This window comes from Shewanella sp. DAU305, assembly GCF_026802235.1.
Classification (GTDB): Bacteria; Pseudomonadota; Gammaproteobacteria; order Enterobacterales; family Shewanellaceae; genus Shewanella; species Shewanella baltica.
In genome coordinates, this window is the sequence record NZ_CP113808.1 from 296,678 (window position 1) to 315,464 (window position 18,787).

14 protein-coding genes are annotated in these 18,787 nt (G+C 48.4%); 10 read left to right on the top strand and 4 right to left on the bottom strand.

The window, feature by feature from the left end; genetic code table 11:
* Window positions 1-71 precede the first annotated feature (71 nt).
* From ompR to OX890_RS01235, 3 genes are all read left to right on the top strand, one after another.
* The gene (gene ompR, locus OX890_RS01225; RefSeq protein WP_006079507.1) at window positions 72-797 is read left to right on the top strand and encodes an osmolarity response regulator transcription factor OmpR; all 726 of its coding nucleotides are present in this window, start codon (window positions 72-74) and stop codon (window positions 795-797) included.
* A gap of 42 nt (window positions 798-839) precedes the next feature.
* Window positions 840-2,156, top strand: coding sequence for a two-component system sensor histidine kinase EnvZ (envZ, locus tag OX890_RS01230; RefSeq protein WP_259521254.1), 1,317 nt, complete (start codon window positions 840-842; stop codon window positions 2,154-2,156).
* A 129-nt stretch (window positions 2,157-2,285) separates the two neighbouring features.
* Window positions 2,286-4,268: a methyl-accepting chemotaxis protein gene (locus OX890_RS01235; protein WP_268649963.1), complete on the top strand. Its 1,983-nt coding sequence runs from the start codon at window positions 2,286-2,288 to the stop codon at window positions 4,266-4,268.
* Between the two features lie 77 nt (window positions 4,269-4,345).
* Here OX890_RS01235 and OX890_RS01240 read toward each other — a convergent pair whose 3' ends face one another.
* Both OX890_RS01240 and OX890_RS01245 read right to left on the bottom strand, forming a co-directional pair.
* Complete coding sequence (locus OX890_RS01240; protein ID WP_006079504.1) at window positions 4,346-4,819, bottom strand: peroxiredoxin; 474 nt, start codon at window positions 4,817-4,819, stop codon at window positions 4,346-4,348.
* A gap of 80 nt (window positions 4,820-4,899) precedes the next feature.
* A complete protein-coding gene (locus OX890_RS01245; protein ID WP_268649964.1) occupies window positions 4,900-5,856 on the bottom strand; it encodes a choice-of-anchor H family protein in 957 nt (318 codons plus the stop codon).
* A 358-nt stretch (window positions 5,857-6,214) separates the two neighbouring features.
* On the opposite strand from OX890_RS01245, the gene OX890_RS01250 reads away from it, so the two are divergent.
* The 4 genes from OX890_RS01250 to OX890_RS01265 all read left to right on the top strand — a co-directional run bounded on the left by OX890_RS01250 (window position 6,215) and on the right by OX890_RS01265 (window position 10,211).
* Window positions 6,215-6,505 (top strand): PepSY domain-containing protein, encoded by a 291-nt coding sequence (locus OX890_RS01250; protein ID WP_012588852.1) that lies wholly within the window; start codon window positions 6,215-6,217, stop codon window positions 6,503-6,505.
* Window positions 6,506-6,507: 2 nt separating this feature from the next.
* On the top strand, window positions 6,508-7,203 hold the full coding sequence (locus OX890_RS01255) for a response regulator transcription factor (RefSeq protein WP_268649965.1): 696 nt from the start codon (window positions 6,508-6,510) through the stop codon (window positions 7,201-7,203).
* Entirely contained in the window at window positions 7,196-8,560 is a 1,365-nt protein-coding gene (locus OX890_RS01260; RefSeq protein ID WP_126493214.1) for an ATP-binding protein, read from the top strand. Before OX890_RS01255 ends, OX890_RS01260 begins: the two co-directional genes overlap by 8 nt.
* A 148-nt stretch (window positions 8,561-8,708) precedes the next feature.
* The gene (locus OX890_RS01265; RefSeq protein WP_126493216.1) at window positions 8,709-10,211 is read left to right on the top strand and encodes a DUF3300 domain-containing protein; all 1,503 of its coding nucleotides are present in this window, start codon (window positions 8,709-8,711) and stop codon (window positions 10,209-10,211) included.
* Window positions 10,212-10,303: 92 nt separating this feature from the next.
* Here the strand turns inward: OX890_RS01265 and OX890_RS01270 are convergent, their stop codons facing one another.
* Together OX890_RS01270 and OX890_RS01275 are read right to left on the bottom strand one after the other, a co-directional pair.
* The gene (locus OX890_RS01270) at window positions 10,304-10,780 is read right to left on the bottom strand and encodes a hypothetical protein (RefSeq protein WP_012588855.1); all 477 of its coding nucleotides are present in this window, start codon (window positions 10,778-10,780) and stop codon (window positions 10,304-10,306) included.
* Window positions 10,781-10,877: 97 nt separating this feature from the next.
* Window positions 10,878-14,525, bottom strand: a complete 3,648-nt coding sequence (locus OX890_RS01275; protein ID WP_268649966.1) for a bifunctional diguanylate cyclase/phosphodiesterase — start codon at window positions 14,523-14,525, stop codon at window positions 10,878-10,880.
* A gap of 598 nt (window positions 14,526-15,123) precedes the next feature.
* On the opposite strand from OX890_RS01275, the gene OX890_RS01280 reads away from it, so the two are divergent.
* The 3 genes from OX890_RS01280 (at window position 15,124) to cyoB (ending at window position 18,786) form a co-directional block, all read left to right on the top strand.
* Window positions 15,124-15,513, top strand: a complete 390-nt coding sequence (locus OX890_RS01280; protein WP_006079495.1) for a hypothetical protein — start codon at window positions 15,124-15,126, stop codon at window positions 15,511-15,513.
* A gap of 187 nt (window positions 15,514-15,700) precedes the next feature.
* Entirely contained in the window at window positions 15,701-16,804 is a 1,104-nt protein-coding gene (gene cyoA, locus OX890_RS01285) for a ubiquinol oxidase subunit II (protein ID WP_268649967.1), read from the top strand.
* A gap of 2 nt (window positions 16,805-16,806) precedes the next feature.
* Window positions 16,807-18,786, top strand: a complete 1,980-nt coding sequence (gene cyoB, locus OX890_RS01290) for a cytochrome o ubiquinol oxidase subunit I (protein ID WP_006079491.1) — start codon at window positions 16,807-16,809, stop codon at window positions 18,784-18,786.
* Window position 18,787: the final 1 nt, after the last annotated feature.

Consider the following 18,787-nt stretch of genomic DNA (forward strand, 5'->3'; position numbering starts at 1 on the left):
GCCAGTTGGTTAATCTTAACTGTTTCTCGTCAGTAGAATAAGCACCAATCTGAGCAATTAAAGGACATCCCATGGGACAAGAAACCTCGAAAATCCTCGTCGTCGATGATGATATGCGCCTGCGAGCGTTACTCGAGCGTTACCTGATGGAGCAAGGTTATCAGGTGCGCAGCGCGGCCAATGCCGAGCAGATGGACCGCCTATTAGAACGCGAAAACTTCCATCTACTCGTGCTCGACTTGATGTTACCCGGTGAAGATGGCCTATCTATCTGCCGCCGTTTGCGCCAGCAAGGTAATCCTATTCCGATCGTGATGCTGACGGCCAAGGGCGATGAAGTCGACCGTATTATTGGCCTAGAGTTAGGCGCCGACGATTATCTGCCAAAACCTTTCAATCCACGGGAATTACTCGCACGGATCAAAGCCGTGATGCGTCGCCAAACCCAAGATGTGCCTGGTGCGCCCGCCCAGCAGGAAGCGCAGATCAGCTTCGGTGAGTTTTCGCTAGATTTAGCCACCCGTGAGATGTACCACGGCGACGAATCGATTGCGCTCACTAGCGGTGAGTTTGCCGTGCTTAAAGTGCTCGTTACCCATCCACGCGAGCCCTTGTCTCGGGATAAATTGATGAACCTCGCCCGTGGCCGCGATTATTCGGCGCTAGAACGCTCCATCGACGTGCAAGTGTCACGTCTGCGGCGTTTAATCGAAAAAGATCCTGCGAATCCGCGTTACATTCAAACTGTGTGGGGATTAGGTTATGTGTTTGTGCCCGATGGCGCCGCGCGTCGATGAGCCGCGCTGCCATCTTAATCTGCTGCGGTTATTGAGCCCCCGATGAAAGCTAAGTTTTGGTGGCGGTTTGTGCCTCGCAGCGCGTTTAGCCAAACCGTGATGCTGATTGGTTGTCTATTGCTGATCAATCAGCTGGTGTCTTACGTCACAGTTGCCGTTTATGTGCTTAAGCCAAGCTACCAGCAAATCAATCAGTTAATCGCTCGCCAAGTCAAATTGCTGTTTGTCGATGGCATAGATATTGGCCGCGAACACTTAACCATAGTCGATGCCCTCAATGCCAAAGTCCACGACGATGGCATGAAGATCTACAATCAACAGCAAGCGCGTGAAGCTGGCATTGAGCAAGCGACCTACTATGGTTTCTGGTCGGCGCAGATGTCGGAATATCTCGGCGGCGACGCCGAAGTGCGTGTCACCCACGGCAGCGTATTGCAGATTTGGATCCGTCCACCACAGGCGCCCTCGATTTGGATAAAAGTGCCGCTGATTGGCCAAAATGTTTCAGATCTCTCGCCGCTCACCCTCTATTTAATGGTCATTGGTGCCCTCAGCGTCGCCGGGGGTTGGTGGTTTGCCCGCCAACAAAACCGCCCACTTAGACGACTACAAAAAGCCGCGATTGCCGTTTCCCGCGGTGAATTCCCCGAGCCCTTGCCGCTGAATGGTTCGAGTGAAATTGTCGAAGTGACCAACGCCTTCAACCAGATGGCGCACAGCATGAAACAACTGGAGCAGGACAGAGCGCTATTGATGGCGGGGATTTCCCACGACTTGCGCACGCCGCTCACCCGTATTCGTCTCGCATCTGAGATGATGGTTGAGGAAGATCAATATCTTAAAGATGGCATAGTCAACGATATCGAAGATATGGACGCCATCATCAGCCAGTTTATTGCGTATATTCGCCAAGATCAGGAAACCAGCCGTGAGCTAGGGCAAATCAATAAACTCATTCAAGATGTCGCTCAAGCAGAGGCCAATCGCGCCGGCGAAATTGAAGTAGTGTTAACTGACTGCCCAGAAGCCCAATTCCAAGCAATTGCCATTAAACGGGTACTGAGCAACTTAGTCGAAAATGCCTTTCGCTATGGTTCTGGCTGGATCCGCATTAGCTCGCAGTTCGACGGCAAACGTATCGGTTTTACTGTTGAAGATAATGGTCCAGGCATTGACGAGTCGCAAATAACCAAACTATTTCAACCATTTACCCAAGGTGATATCGCCCGAGGCAGTGTCGGCTCAGGCCTAGGTCTCGCCATCATCAAACGGATCATTGATAGACACCAAGGGCAAGTCACCCTCTCCAACCGCGCCGAAGGCGGTTTAAGAGCCCAAGTGTGGCTGCCGCTGGAATAACGCGAGATCACATATCGGCAAATCAAATGACAACGCTGACATTCATGTGGGCGCTTGTCATATTAATGTCACGCTAAATTCATAAACTCAGAACAGTTAACTGGCTCTGACAATTATGAAGATTGCAAAATGAAAATTTCAACGCTGTCGCTCTCTGCTTCTGCCCTGTTGTTATTGCTCGCGGGATTATTAGCGGCCGTAGTGCTGTGGAGTAGTGATCAGCGACAAAATATAGAACAGCAAACACTCACACTACAAAGCATACAAGAAGACTTCCTCGTCGGCGTACGCCGCGATCTCGACGGCTATCTCGCCAGCGGCAATTCTAGCCAACTTGAGCAAGCTAAAACTAAACTCAGCGCCATTAAGAACCAGCTCACAGAACTTAATCTCGCCACCATGGGCGCTAACGATAATGACTTGCAAGCAAGTCTCAGCAGCTTCATTCAAGATTTAGATACCAAGTACCGCGCCGCGGGTAAACTCGCTGGCAACCCCAGGCAACTGCTGGCCCACGCCGAATCTGAAATGCTCGACTATAACCGTCGTTTAGGCAATTATGCCGATAAAGGCTTAGCCACAAATGCAGAGATCGCCGAACAATATCTGCAATTGAGCCGCGATTTACCTTCCATCGTCTATCAACTTTCCCAGCTGACCGATGGCTATCTGATCGGCAAAAATCAGCAACTCAAGGGCATTTTAGACAGCACCAGCAAAGAGCTAAATACATGGCACGACGCCCTCAGCGCACTGCCGTTAATCGGTGTATATGAGCAGCAAGAAGCCGATGAGTTTGCCCTCGGTGCCAGCGAACCAGAACAGATTGAAGTCGGCGAAAGTGACCGCAGTGAACTGCTGAGTCTCGCCAATCGATACAACAAAGAAGTCGCCAATACCCACCAATTGCTGCAAGCCAACCAAGAGATGCAAGATCAACTCATTCAAGCGATTAGCAATGTGGAACAACAGCTTATTGGCTTAGGTGAGGCTCAGGCAGCGAAGAATCAACAGCTTAAATATGAGCTACAACTGATCCTCTACACTATGGTTTCGATCATGGCCTTGTTTGCTATAGGTTATTTAATTCTGCAGCAAAATCGCGTCGTCAAACCGCTGAAACGTCTTAATCAAGCCTTTATGAAATTAAGCGAATCGAACAGCCGCGAGCGTTTAGACATTAATCGTCGCTGCGAGACGGGCCAAATCGCAGGTCATTTCAACCAGTTGCTGCAAAGGTTTGAACAAGAAGACGAGGCACAGCGCCAGCAAATCACTAAGGTTTCTCAATCATTAAGCCAACTGGTTGCGCGCATTACTCAGCTATCGCAGCACACAGAGCACACTCAGACGATTGTGGCCGATACGCAAACACAGACCGAACATATCCGCAGCCTCGCCAATGAGGTGAGCCACACTTCGGCACTCGTGGAAGACAGCGCCGCCGAAACCATGCGCCAAATGCAGTCGAGCCAAACTGAAGCCGAGGCCGTACTCAGCGCAACTGAGCAGACGCAAACCGCTGTTGGCCTTTGCCATGCTTCCCTTGAAAGCCTGAATAACTCAGTGACGGATGTGTCGAAAATCATTGATGTAATTGGCAATATCGCCGAACAAACTAACTTACTCGCCCTCAATGCCGCCATTGAAGCTGCGCGGGCGGGAGAGCAAGGTCGCGGCTTTGCCGTGGTTGCCGATGAAGTGCGAAATTTAAGTCAGCGCACCCAAGTGTCCTTAAACGAAATCGTGAAGATTCTGCAGCAACTGACCCAATCGAATCATGCCCTCAGTGAGAGTGTCGATGGCATAGCACAGGCCACCAGCAGTCAAAAACTGCGCGCTCAAAGCCTATGGCAAGTGGCGCAAACGGTGCAAAACCAAGCGAGCGACATGGCCAATACCGCTAAACAAGGCTCGCTCAATGCCAAGGAGCAAGTCGATTATCTCGATCAATTTGTGCGCACTATGGATAGCTTAAAAGAGCAGGCACAAACCAGTTCACAACAGAGTGAAGTCATCGCCCAAGAAGTACAGCAGAGCGTCGAAGACATTGAAAACAGTTTAGGCATTGCCGATACTGGTAACTTAGCACCACAGTCGCGGGCCGCTTAACCCGCTAAAATATCAATAAAAATGGGAGCCTAAGCTCCCATTTATTTTGATGTCCGATTACGTTCGGACCTTAATCATTACAGTGCAGCTAAAACCACTTCGGCTTTACTGGCTTCAAAAGCCTTTGGCTCTTCAACATTCAGCAGAGTCACTACGCCGTTATCTATGATCATGGCGTAACGTTGTGAACGCACGCCACCAAAACCAGCAGTGTCCATTTCTAAGCCTAACGCTTTAGTAAAGCTGGCATCGCCATCGGCTAGCATCATCAATTCAGAGGCATTTTGCGCTTCGCCCCACGCTTTCATCACGAAGGCATCGTTCACAGCAACACAGGCAATCAAATCCACGCCTTTCGCTTTAAATTGATCGGCTAATACGACATAGCCAGGTAAATGCGCTTCAGAACAGGTCGGAGTAAAAGCACCGGGTACAGCAAACAATACCACTTTTTTACCAGCGAACAGTTCAGTAACTTGGTGATTCACCATGCCATCTTTCGTTAGTTGGCCTAATGTAGCTGCTGGTAATGTTTGACCTTGAGCAATCATATTTATCTCCATTTAGTTAAATTAACCTGACCATACTAGCCCTATTTACCTGAGATAAACACAGAGAGAAAAAAGGGTGATTAGCCGCGAGTGCGATTCATCCGCAACCCAGCACACAAACCGAGGAACAACAGACCCAATACCGATAAGCTACCGCCACTTTCTTCGACGACGATAACTTCAGGCTCTCGGTCTCGATCGCTACTTTCCAGTGGCAGTGCATACAAACCATCGGTTTCATCGGCACTAATGGTCGCGACAATGTCGCTGTAACCCACTTCGTACACATCGATTAACACATCGTAGTGGTCCGTCGCATAACCCGTGTAGAGCGTGGTCAGCACTTCATAGTCGTCCTGTGTTGAATCGCCATAAATAGTAAACACGTCCGTGGTGTAGTAATGCACCCAAGGGCCGCCATTACGACTGAGATACAGCTCGGCAAATAAGTCAGCTCTTTCATTAAGATACGCGCCGTTAACATCGACGTCGAAGGTCACGCTAAAGGTTTGATAAAACCCATCGTAGTCAAAGTCTTCGAACAAACGACTGCTGGCATCAAAAATCGAAAAGCTGTGATACACAGGGGCGCGATAGGGATCTTCACTGGTCGCGCTCGAACTCGGCATGCCTTGGCTCGCATGTTTCGCAGTCACTTGCTCACGCGTCATCGGCGAGGCGCCCATTAGTTGCACGCGGTTTGCCGTCGGCGCTTTAGAGGATAACGCGGGCGCCAAGGATTTAACGGCTGCAGCAGCGGCTTCAGTGACATTTTTTGCGGGCGCAGCTTGTTGTAACAGGGCTAAAGCTTGCTGTTCCTGCTCGGCTGCTTGCTCGCTGTTTTCAGCTTTTTTGGCAATGCCGACACTGGCCGCAGTAAATGGCGTTAAGCTTTGCGATGACTCCAGTTCGCGGGGCTGAGCGTTAACAGCAGAAGATGCTAAAAACAGCGCAGCAATGGCCGTCGCTTTAACGAAATGGGTGTTAACCCGACAGTTAACTGTGGCTGCCATACCTTGTTTATTGAGTGTGTTCATCTTGAATACCCCATGGATAACCCGTTCAAATTGGAGCCATTAAAGTGCAATGAAGGTGAACATAAGCTGAACATCAACATTTAGTGTTCTTAGCGCGACAATACGTTCAGCCTTAGTTCATCTGGATTAGTCGACACTAGGGCATATTGAATGCGAGCATAGGAATAGACTCGCTGACAGAGCTTCAGTTCTGTCACGAATAACAAAATGACTACCAAAGTTAATTTTGATGGAATTGTGCCAACCAATTGGCTGATCTCTATGTGTTTGTTAAGGTGATGAGGTATTCTTAGTCGACTCGATAAGTTATCCATCTCACCCATTAACTTAAGATCGCCGAACATTGCGGGTACCAGATATGAAACTTGGTTTGACATTGGCCCTAATCGCTTGCTTATTGGCCTCCTTTGGCAGCATGGCAGGCAATGATAGACAGAATGATCGCAACCAAGGTGCGAAGAATGAGCAGCGCCGTCTGGCGGTCAATAGCCCAGATCAAGCTGTGGCTATGGTGCAACGCCAATATCAAGGCAAGGTACTGAGCGTGCAATCCAGCGGCTCAGGATATCGGGTTAAGCTCCTCAATAATGATGGCCAAGTGTTTTCAGTCTCAGTAGATGCCGCAACTGGCCGAGTGTCGAGGAACTAACTATGCGATTGTTATTGGTTGAAGATGATTTAGAACTGCAGGCGAACTTAAAACAACATCTGCTCGATGCCCATTACAGTATCGATGTGGCGAGCGATGGTGAAGAAGGCTTATTTCAAGCACTCGAATACAGCTATGATGCGGCGATAATCGATGTCGGTTTGCCTAAACTTGATGGTATCGCGCTTATCCGCAGCGTACGCGAACAGGAACGCGACTTCCCAATCCTAATTTTAACCGCGAGGGACAGCTGGCAAGATAAGGTTGAAGGACTCGACGCTGGTGCCGACGACTACCTGACGAAACCTTTTCATCCCCAAGAACTGGTCGCGCGGCTAAAAGCCCTGATCCGTCGCTCTGCCGGCAAGGCCAGCCCTTTGATTTATAACGGGCCCTTTAGCTTGAATACCAGCAGCTTAGAAGTGCGTAAAGGTGAAGAGTTGGTTAACCTCAGCGGCTCTGAATACAAGTTATTCGAATTTTTTATGCTGCATCAGGGCGAAGTGAAATCTAAAACCGTATTGACGGAGCACATCTACGATCAGGATTTTGATTTAGATTCAAACGTCATCGAAGTCTTTATCCGCCGGTTACGCAAAAAACTCGACCCTGATAATCAATACAACCTGATTGAAACTCTGCGCGGCCAAGGTTATCGCCTAAAAGCGTTAACGCCCGAGCAAGCCATCGATGAGTAAACGTGCCATTGTGTGGCAAGTATTGAACTCCCTTAAAGCGCGCTTAGTGATTAGCGCGCTATTGTTTATCTTAGTGTTATTACCTTTAATCGGCGTCGCCTTAAACGATGCCTTTACCGAGCAAGTTAAAAGCGCGACCAAAAATGAACTCAGCGCCTATGTCTATTCGATACTCGCGGTGACGGAAGTCGAGAATAAACAAATATCTATCCCTGAATTAGTACTCGAAAATCGTTTTAACCTTATTCAATCTGGGCTGTATGCCATTGCGACCACTGAAGATGCCAGCGGCAAACAAACGATCGTGTGGCACTCGCAATCTTTTATGGGCATGGTGCCACCGCCACATTTTACCATCCCAGCAACAGGTCAAAGTGCCTTTGAGCAAATCGAGCTCGCCGAACAACCCCATTTGATTTATAGCTTTAGCGTCAGTTTTGCCAGCCAAAATCAAAACGTGCCTGTGACGATTCACATCATTAAGGACGAGCGCGAATTTCAGCAGCAAATCGATCAATTTAACCAGCAGCTTTGGACTTGGCTGCTGATCCTCATGTTCGTCATGCTCGTGTTCCAACTGAGCTGGCTAGTGTGGACGCTGCAACCATTGGCGCGCTTTACCCAAGAATTACATTCCGTCGAGCAAGGTAAGTCGATGCAGCTAAGTAGTCAGTACCCCACTGAATTACAAGCCGTTGCGCGGCAGCTCAATATTTTGCTCAATACCGAGCAAACCCAACGCAAACGCTACCGTAATGCCTTGGCCGATCTTGCCCACAGCCTCAAAACACCGCTGGCGGTGATTAAGAGTCAGGCCGACTTAAGCGAAGCCTCCAGCGAGCAAGTGTCGGTGATCAGCCGCATTATTGGCCACCAGCTAAAACGTGCCCAAACCGCAGCGGCAGCCTCGTGGCACTTAGGTATTCGCGTCGATGACGTCGCCGCTAAGTTATTACGCACCTTAGCTAAAATTTATCGTGAGCCGCAAATCAACCTCAGCGGCGAGATGGCGGACGCAGCAGTATTCAAAGGTGATGAAGCGGATCTCACGGAAATTCTCGGTAACGTGCTCGACAACGCCTGCAAAGCGGCAAAGTCCACGGTTAAATTAACCGTGACCGGCGATGCCTATCAATTGCTGATCTGCATCGAAGATGATGGGCCAGGGATCAGTGAAGCGCTGCAAAATCAAATCTTTGAACGCGGTATTCGTGCCGATTCCTATCATCAAGGTAATGGTATTGGGCTTGCGATCGTGCGCGATTTAGTCGACAGCTATAACGGCAGAATTTCAGTCTCACGTTCAGAAACCTTGGGCGGCGCCAAGTTCAGCATCAGCTTTGTGCACTCAATTTAATGATTTAGTTTCAATACCATAGATTTAAATTCCCACCTAAATTGCGGTTAAAAATAACTTTTTAACCGTAAAATGCTTTCAGCTTATGTTCATATTCAAACGCCTATGATGCCCATAACATCCTCGAACAGGATTATTGGAGCAAACCATGAACAGACAACATCGATGGAATTGGCTAGTGTTAACGGCGGCATTAGTGGCCTTGCCTTTCACTACTACAGCACAAGCTGCGGGCGTATCTGTGAGCCAAGGCTCGAGCGCTGCGGCAAGCCAAGCCGAACTCGAACAAATGCTGGCGCCTATTGCCCTGTATCCCGATAGCTTATTGACCCACATACTTATTGCCTCAACTTATCCACTCGAAATCGTGCAGGCACAACGTTGGTTAACCCAGCGCCCCAAATCATCAGTCGATCAACTGATGTCGCAGGCCGAAGATCAAGATTGGGACCCGAGCGTCAAAGCCTTGCTGGCCTTCCCGACGCTGCTGCAAAAAATGAGTGAAGATCTCGACTGGACTCAAAGACTCGGTGAAGCCTTCTTAGAAGATGAAGGCCAAGTGATGAACAGCATTCAATCCCTAAGGCAACAGGCTGATAAAGCGAACAGCTTAGCAGACATGGATAACATGGCGATCACCCGCGCCAACAATCAGATCATCATAGAACCCGCTAAGCGAGAAATTGTGTACGTGCCCTATTACGATCCGCGTGTGGTTTATGGCACATGGCGCTGGGGTGTGGCTTATCCACCCGTGTATTGGGAATTTGGCGGCTATGCTGGCTATCCCTATCGTCCGAGTCATAACCATTTCTACTGGTCACCAGGCATCCATATTTCCTTTAACTACTTCTTCAGCTCGTTCCACTGGCACAACCATAAAGTGGTCGTGATCGACTATCGCCATTCGCATCGTTATCGCCCACGTGAAAGATACACGGTCAGTTATGGTGCTCAGCCTTGGAAACATAAACCCGAACATAGACGTGGCGTGAGTTACCACAACCCCGTCGTGAAGCAACGCTATTACAACGAAGACAAGTATCGCGGTAGAGATTCACACTCTAGCGGCAGCAAGCAGCACTTTAATAGCCAATACTCGAAATCAAAAGAACGCCAAGATACTCATAGCAATCAAGGTAATATGAGTAATCAGGGGAATAAGAGTCGTGACAATAAGGACTATCACAACGCCAGTCGTGAACGTGATAACCGCGTACCGAGTTATCAAAAAACACAGGCCGAGTTAAAGGAACGTCGATCCGCGACTATGGTACAAACGCCGACTCACAAGGAGCGTAATGACGCGCAATCGAGACCCGTGCAGTCAAAGCCAATGCCATCGAAGGAGTCTCAGCAAAGGCAATATCAAACTCGGGAGTCACAGCAGCGTAATATCGATCAACAAAGGACGCAGCCACAAAGACAAGAAAATCCAAGGGCTGCGACCCCAAGAGTTGAAACGCCACGACCTGAGATAAGACGCGCAGAACCGCAACGTATTGAACAGCCAAGGCAAGCGGCGCCAAGACAACGCGAAGACGTGAGAGTAAGACAAAGTGAGCCACGCCAAAATGCGCAAACCGCTCGCTCGGTAGAACATAACCAAGGTCGCTCAACTCAAAGCCAAGAACGTCGTCATAGGGAATGATCCCGCTATGGCCGCAGTAACACAAAGAGCGCAGTTAACTGCGCTCTTTTTTTTTAAATCAGTTGTTGTTAAATGGCTTATTTTTAAACCGCTTAAAACTTCAAGGTCAGGGACTGACCTTCACCCATTCCCTGCCACTCAATACTCAACTCCATAATCTCATTAAGAATATGCTCAAAGTCCGATTGGCTAACGGTTGGAACGGCTAAGTCGCGGCTGTTGCAGGCTTGCTCTAACAGATAAATAAAGCCGTCATAGGTTGGCGTTTCGCCCGACCAGAGTAGCGACTGCAAGGTTTCGACTATGGATTCGGTTTGCCACACTTCCGTTTTATCTGCGATGGCGCGGGAGGTTTCGTTATGTTCTAAGGCGAAGCTGATATCGGCGCCAGCTCTGACCTGCGAGAAGAAAGCCCCTTGAATATGCAGGCGTTTTTCAACAACATAATGGATCATATCGTGGGGAGCAATGCCCTGTTCTGGCATTTGGGTTTGGGTCGCACTACCGTCCATGCGCACGCAGCGCAGCTGACCATAACGCTGGGTTCCTTTGGTGAAGATGACTTGCATAAAACCATCCTTAGTATTTCGATTAACGCATACATAATGCGAACTCAAGTATAGTCCAACTCTGCGCCAGCATTAGAAAAACAGCAACACTCTGCCGTTATAAATTACGCTGGATAAAGCGGAAACACTCTTCTGCCGCTAAGGGTTTACTAAAATAAAACCCTTGCACTAAGTCGCACCCCATACTCGACAATAATACCAATTGCGCCTCGTTTTCAACCCCTTCGGCCACCACAGTTAGCCCCAACTCATGGGACATAGAAATGGTCGCAGCACTGATAGCAGCATCGTTCGGATCGCTTTCAATATCCTTCACAAAGGAGCGGTCGAGCTTCAATCTGTCTAAGGGCAAGAGTTTCAAATAGGATAACGAGGAATAACCCGTACCGAAATCATCAATCGCAAGTTCGATACCATGCTGGCGCAATTCCGCTAACAGGCGCGCATTCTGCTCCGGATATTGCATCGCCACACTCTCGGTGATTTCGAGCTCCAGTGCACCTTTGCCTAACTTATGCTTTAAAAGCACATTGGTGATATCGGCGACAATGCTATCTTTGCGGAGTTGATGCGCCGACAGATTCACCGCCATTCGCAGCTCGGTCGCACCCGCAGCGCGCCAAGCGGCAAGCTGCGCCATCGCGGTTTCTAACACCCATTGGCCGATAGGAATGATCATGTCGATCTCTTCAGCTATGGGGATAAAGCGGTCTGGCGCTACCATGCCAAATTCGGGATGTTGCCAGCGCACTAAGGCTTCGACACTGACCACTTGCCCAGTACGGATATCAATTTGTGGCTGATAATGCAGCCGCAATTCATCGTTGGCGAGCACTTGCCTGAGGCCAGTTTCAATTTGCTGGCGCTCAGTGATCAAGGTATTCATCGCCGCAGTAAAGAATTGATAGTTATTGCGTCCCGCCGATTTGGCGCGGTACATGGCCATATCGGCGTTTTTCATCAAGGCTTCGACACTGTCGCCATCGGTCGGGAATAAACTGATACCTATACTTGGCGATGAATGTAATGCTTGATTATTAATGATATAGGTTTGACTCAAACCACTGCGCAGCGCCTCGGCTAAACTGGCCACCTCATCATGGTTCGTATCAGATAAGGCAACCACAAACTCATCGCCACCCAGACGCGCCACAGTGTCAGTATCACCAACGATGTTTTTCAAACGACGCGCAACTTCTAACAACAGTTGATCGCCCACATGATGGCCCAAGGTATCGTTGATATTTTTAAAGTGGTCCATGTCGATAAACATCACCGCAATTTGGCTGTCGGATGCCAGCGCCTCCCTAAATACCACTTCGAGGCGCGACTGCAAGCTGAGTCGATTAGGCAGTAGCGTCAAAGAATCGTGGTGGGCGAGGAAATGAATCCGTTCCTCACTGACTTTACGCTCGCTGATATCGGTAAAGCTGCCGATGTAATGGCTCACCGCACCTGCGTCATCGCGCACCACAGACATCATCAACCATTTAGGGAAATCGTAACCATGCTTATGCCTGTCCCAAACTTCACCTTGCCAGAAACCTGTTTGTTCTAGGGCTGCACGCACTTGAGGATCGATACCTTTGTCGGTACGCTCGGCCTCTAAAAAGCGACAGTTTTTACCAATGATTTCTTCTCGGGAATAACCGGTTATCTGAGAAAACGCACTATTCACATCCACAATAATATCGTTGGCATCCATGATAGTGATGCCTTCACCACTCTGCTGGAACACCTGCGCCAATAGATTTACCCGCGCAACGGTGCGCTCCTGCTCGGTAATATCTTCAACGATAAAGAGAATAAGCTGCTCACCATCGGCGCCTGTGACTAACGCACCATTAAGGCGCACTGCCACTAACTGGCCATTCTTATGCACATAATGCTTCTGATAGGGGCCATAACGACGGGTTTGCTTTAGGCGTTCTAATTGCTCAGTTTCACTTAATTGATAACGCTTTGGCGTGAGATCCCAAGGGTCAAGCTGATTTAACTCATCGAGTGAGTAACCCGTCATGGCTTCGAATGCGGGGTTAATCGCCACAAACTGACCATCATCTAAACGTTTAAGCACATGCCCCACGGGCGCCTTATCAAACAAATTACGATATCTTTGCTCGCTTTGTACCAAGGTGGCCTGAAAAGCCTGACGGCGGGCAATTTCCTTCGACAAGGCCATGGTTTTTTCAGTCACTTTCTCGGCAATACGTTGGCGCTCGCCGGAGGAAACCAGCGTCATACCACCCACAACAGCACAAGTGATAAAGGCGAGGAGCAGCATAAGTAGCGATAAGCTAAAAGTATCGCCCATCAGCACTGCATAGGATTGATAAATCACTATGTGCCAATGCCTATCTGCAAGCAGCAGGTTTGCTTGAAAATACTGGCCGGTTTTATCGCTAAATAGCTTGCTGCTAAATGCGGGAAATGACTTCTGGGTATTGCTGTAAAGCAATGCACCGCCCGCACTCATGTCGGAGAGTTTCCACTGCAATCCCTTTACGCTCTCAACATCATTAATAATGCTTTGCAGATCAATCACAGCTGAACAAAATCCTGAGATTTTACCCAGCCGATCGAACGAGGGCGCTAGAAGCAAGGTGCCACCTGGGCCATTGGGATCCTGTGCTAATTGGATCTTCGCCGTCATCACAGGCGCTAAGGTCGCGCGCACTTTAGCAATGGCAGCGGCTCGTATTGGTTCACTATTGAGATCTAATCCCAATGCCGCTTCATTACCTATGAGTGGCTGAATATACATCACTGGCACTAACCAGCCATCGGCATTAGCTTGCCAGCCTTGAGGCCGCGTGACTTTGTAGGGAGCGCCAATAGCTGAGCGGGTCGATGCCTCAAAACTGGGTAGATCGGCGGCCGCCACTAACGGCGACCAAGACCAAGCTCTAAAGCCATCTTGCTGCAGCATGTTACGTTTGCCAAACTGCACAAACTCATCCTCAGAAACCTGATCGCTATTATCGAACAAGCTCGCTAAGGCGATGATTTGCTGCAGATTAGCCTCTTGAAAACTTTCAATATTGCTAATCACGGCATTGGATTGGATCTGAAACTTATCCTGCAACTGTTGGCGCTGGTTCATATCCGAGTAGTAATAAATCCCCACGCAGAATAAAAAGCCCACCAGCAGGGGAACACCCGTCTGAATGCGGCGAGCACGCCAGATAGTCCGCTTATCAAATAGCAACATAGTCAAAGGGATAAAGATCACGGCGCCGAGCAAATCCCCCGTCCACCAATTCACTAAACTACCCAGTAAATCGGATGGTGGAATCGTACCGTTGATCACTAAGGCACTGTTGCCAAAAACGGTCGCCACAATACAAGTTAAGGCTAAGCTCAAACAGGATTTAATGACGGTATTAGGATTATCTAAGGTGAATAAATGATCGACTCGCCCAAGAACATGGGCTGAAAGCACAGCCTGTATACAAGATCCAATCGAGATAGCAAAGGGTAACCAGCCCCAATGGATATGCCCGCCAATATTGATGTTAATCAGCAGCGAACCAATAAACACGCCAACCCAAGGGACATATTCTTTCCATAGGATACATGCGGCAATAGCAATCCCTGCGGCAGGCCAAATCGCCGCAGAATATCCAGGCGGCAAAGCAATCATCAAGCCTAATTTACCTACAACAATGTAAGCTAAGGCGATGAAAATATTTACCTTAAGGTATGGAATAAATGACTTTATGTGTAGTCCTTCAAGCTGGCACATCTAAATGTTAACAAGTATCATGCCCTACTCACTCGATCAATCTCAAGCAGATATCAAGGTTGTGATGAAATCACAGTTTAATAATCGCTTTATCTAATGTAAATAGCGTAAATGACTGACATTGTCGCTGTTTTAACTTGATGTTTTTATTTGATATGCCCAGCTAAAATCCATTCCACGACACTTAACTCGCATCAAAAATCAGCATGCAAAAATGTGCGGCGAGCAAGGGTAAATAGCAGTGTCATTCGTATGCGATAAAAGCGACTGTTGGCTAAAACCCACATGCTTATGGGGGATCAATCCACGCCATACCGTCGCCAACACATCAACTTTAGCCAAAGCGAATAAATGAAGCGCCTCACACATTTTTATTTTATGAGAACCAAATCAGTTAAATTTTGGTTAATTTTGTAAATTTATTGATTTTATTTGGTTTTAATTAAGGTTTTTTTAACGCTTAAGCCCTTTTACCGCGGGGATCCGCTTTCATTCAATAGCCGCTTCTTGGTATCCTCCTGCCGCATAAAAAAGTTGCATGCTGAATATTTTTTGTTCTGCCAACTGACTCCCTTTCCCGTTCAACCGGACCCGTTAATTGAAATTAGCTCTTAGCCAATTCATTGCTGAAAGATTGAACCTGATTATTCGGTTTTCAACCTTTAGCATGACAAACCTAACCCTGTTTTTCGGGTTATTGTTTGTGCTGCCTGTAGCTGACGTTTTGTACGTATTGATCGGCGGTTGTGTCGATATTAGTGAACTCATCAGCCTCAGCAATGGCTTTTTAGTCGAGTTTATCGGCGCCAGTCTGCTCAGCCTGTTATTGCTCAACCCCCTCGTTATTCTGCAGTTATGGCATTTAATCGACTGCTGCTTCAAATTTTTCAATAATCTCGATTTAACTAACGCTTCACTTTTTTTAGCACCCCCAAGGCTAAAATCACTCGAACATACCGCCCACGGTTGTCGCGCCCCGCCATTTTAACCCTCTGTTTTTAAATTAAAATTAAGCATTAAGCGCTGAAAGCTGCTCTTCGATTTCGTCGGGATGGCGGCACATTTTGTGTCATTCCTCTTGGGTTTCAGGATTTGCGCTCAGATAACGCCGCTTAGTGCGACTGCCGGTTCACGCTTGGCAGAGTTGTAAACCTTAGGGTTAGAGGAATCTTCCTTTGTTAATTCGAAAATTAAGTAAAGCGGCAATCGCGGCAATAGCATTCACGCTCGCGGGTTGTGATGGCGGTGTGTTGGACCCTAAGGGCCAAATCGGTATCGATGAAAAACACCTGATTATCGTCGCCACCCTACTCATGCTGATTGTTGTTATCCCTGTGATTGCCATGACATTGTACTTCGCGTGGAAATATCGCGATGGCCGTGATCAAGAAATCTATGCGCCTAAATGGGCACACTCAACGGCGATTGAAACCGTAGTGTGGATAGTGCCGATTGTGATCGTAATAGTGCTAGGTGTGATCACTTGGGGTTCGACCCATGATCTTGATCCATATAAGCCTTTAGTGCACGAAGCTAAACCCGTCACGGTTGAAGTGGTGTCGCTGGACTGGAAATGGTTATTCATTTATCCAGAACAAGGCGTGGCATCGGTCAATGAGTTGGCGTTTCCAGCCAATGTGCCAGTGAACTTTAAGATCACCTCTGACACTGCGATGAACTCCTTCTTCATCCCTCAGTTAGGCAGCCAGATTTACTCTATGGCGGGCATGACCACTAAATTGCATTTGATCGCTAACGAGCCAGGCACCTTCGATGGTATCTCGGCTAACTACAGCGGCGCCGGATTTGCGGGCATGAAGTTTAAAGCGATTGCCACTCAGACACCTGCCGACTTCGATGCATGGGTTACCAAGTTAAAACAACAGGGCAAGACATTGGACTCAGCGGCCTACGCCACACTGGCTAAACCGAGTGAATACAATCCGGTTGAATACTTTGGCTCAGTGAGCAAAGGGATGTTTGACCAAATCGTGATGCAATACATGCACATGGACTCACATGACGGCATGAAAGGTCACGAAGGAATGGACATGCACGCAGGCATGGAACCTATGGGCACTGAGCATACATCTGACATGGCAGACATGAAAGGTATGCACGACATGGCACATATGGCAGGCGAGCACGCGATGGAAAATACACAGAACATGGCCGACATGGATAGCTCAACACCTTCTGTACCGTCATCAACACAGGACTCATCCACAGAACCTTTATCCTTAGAGCACTCATCCACTCAAAAAGTGGAGGCGGAGTAATCATGTCATTTCTCGGTAAATTAAGCTTAGATGCGATTCCGTATCACGAGCCTATCATCATGGTGACCTTAGCGGTCGTCGCAGTGGTAGGTTTGTATATCGCAGCCTTGATCACTAAACACAAAAAATGGAGCGTACTTTGGAACGACTGGTTAACCTCAGTTGACCATAAACGCCTCGGTATCATGTACATAGTGTTAGCTTTGGTGATGCTCATTCGTGGCTTCTCCGATGCCATTATGATGCGTACCCAGCAAGCACTCGCCACCAACGGCGCCGCAGGTTATCTGCCGCCTGAACATTACGACCAAATCTTCACCGCCCACGGCGTGATCATGATTATCTTTATGGCGATGCCATTTATGATAGGTCTGATGAACTTAGTGTTGCCGCTGCAAATTGGTGCCCGCGACGTTGCCTTCCCATTCTTGAACAACCTCAGCTTCTGGCTTACCGCCTCTGGCGCTGTGTTGATCAATATTTCTTTGGGTTTAGGTGAATTTGCTAAAACAGGTTGGGTAGCGTATCCACCACTCTCAGAGCTGGCTTACAGTCCGGGAGTTGGGGTCGATTACTATATCTGGGCACTGCAGATTTCGGGCATAGGGACGACCTTAACCGGGGTGAACTTTATCGCCACCGTACTGAAGATGCGTGCCCCAGGCATGAAGCTGATGCAAATGCCAATCTTCACTTGGACTTGTACTTGGGCGAACATATTGATCGTCGCGTCATTCCCAATCTTAACCGCTGTGTTAGCCCTGCTGACACTCGACCGTTACATGGATTTCCACTTCTTCACCAATGACGGTGGCGGTAACGCCATGATGTATATCAACCTGTTTTGGGCGTGGGGACATCCTGAAGTTTACATCCTGATTTTGCCTGCTTTTGGTATTTTCTCCGATGTGATCTCAACCTTTACCTCTAAGCGTCTGTTCGGTTACACCTCTATGGTGTGGGCGAGTGGTGCGATTTCAATTCTAGGTTTCATCGTTTGGTTACACCACTTCTTCACCATGGGCTCAAGTGCCAACGTCAACGCCTTCTTCGGGGTGATGACTATGGTGATTGCGGTTCCAACCGGGGTAAAACTGTTTAACTGGTTGTTCACTATCTACCGTGGCCGCCTACGTTTAACGGTACCTGTGTTGTGGACGTTAGGCTTTATGGTGACTTTCACCATAGGCGGCATGACAGGTGTGTTATTAGCCTTACCAGGTGCCGACTACGTTCTACATAACAGTTTGTTTTTAATCGCGCATTTCCATAACACTATTATTGGTGGTGCGGTATTTGGTTACTTAGCAGGTTTTGCTTACTGGTTCCCGAAAGCGACAGGTTTCCACCTGAATGAGCGTTTAGGTAAAGCGTCATTCTGGTGCTGGCAAATCGGTTTCTATGTGGCCTTTATGCCGCTGTACGTACTGGGCTTTATGGGTATGACACGCCGTATCAACCACATTGATAACCCAGCGTGGAACGTGTGGATCTACTTAGCCGCCGTGGGTGCTTGCATCATCATGGTCGGTATCATTCTGCAGTTTATCCAACTGTACGTGAGTATCCGTGACCGCGACCAAAACCGCGACACCACGGGCGATCCATGGAATGGCCATACTTTAGAGTGGTCAACCGCTTCTCCACCACAGTTCTATAACTTCGCTAAGCTGCCACAGGTTGCTGATATCGATGCCTTTACCGATGCGAAAGAAAAAGGCGTGGCTTATCAACGTCAAAAACACTACCAAGCTATCCATATGCCGAAAAATACCCCAAGCGGTATCTTAATGGCGCTGGGGATCACTGCCGCTGGTTTTGCCGCTATTTGGCACATCCTGTGGTTAGCCATTGTGGGTTTAGTGGGCGCTTTCGTGGTGTTCCTGTTCCGTGCTTATAACAATGACGTCGACTATTACGTGCAACCCGATGAAGTGGCCCGCATTGAAAATGCCCACTTAAACAATGTAGTAAGGGGCTGAT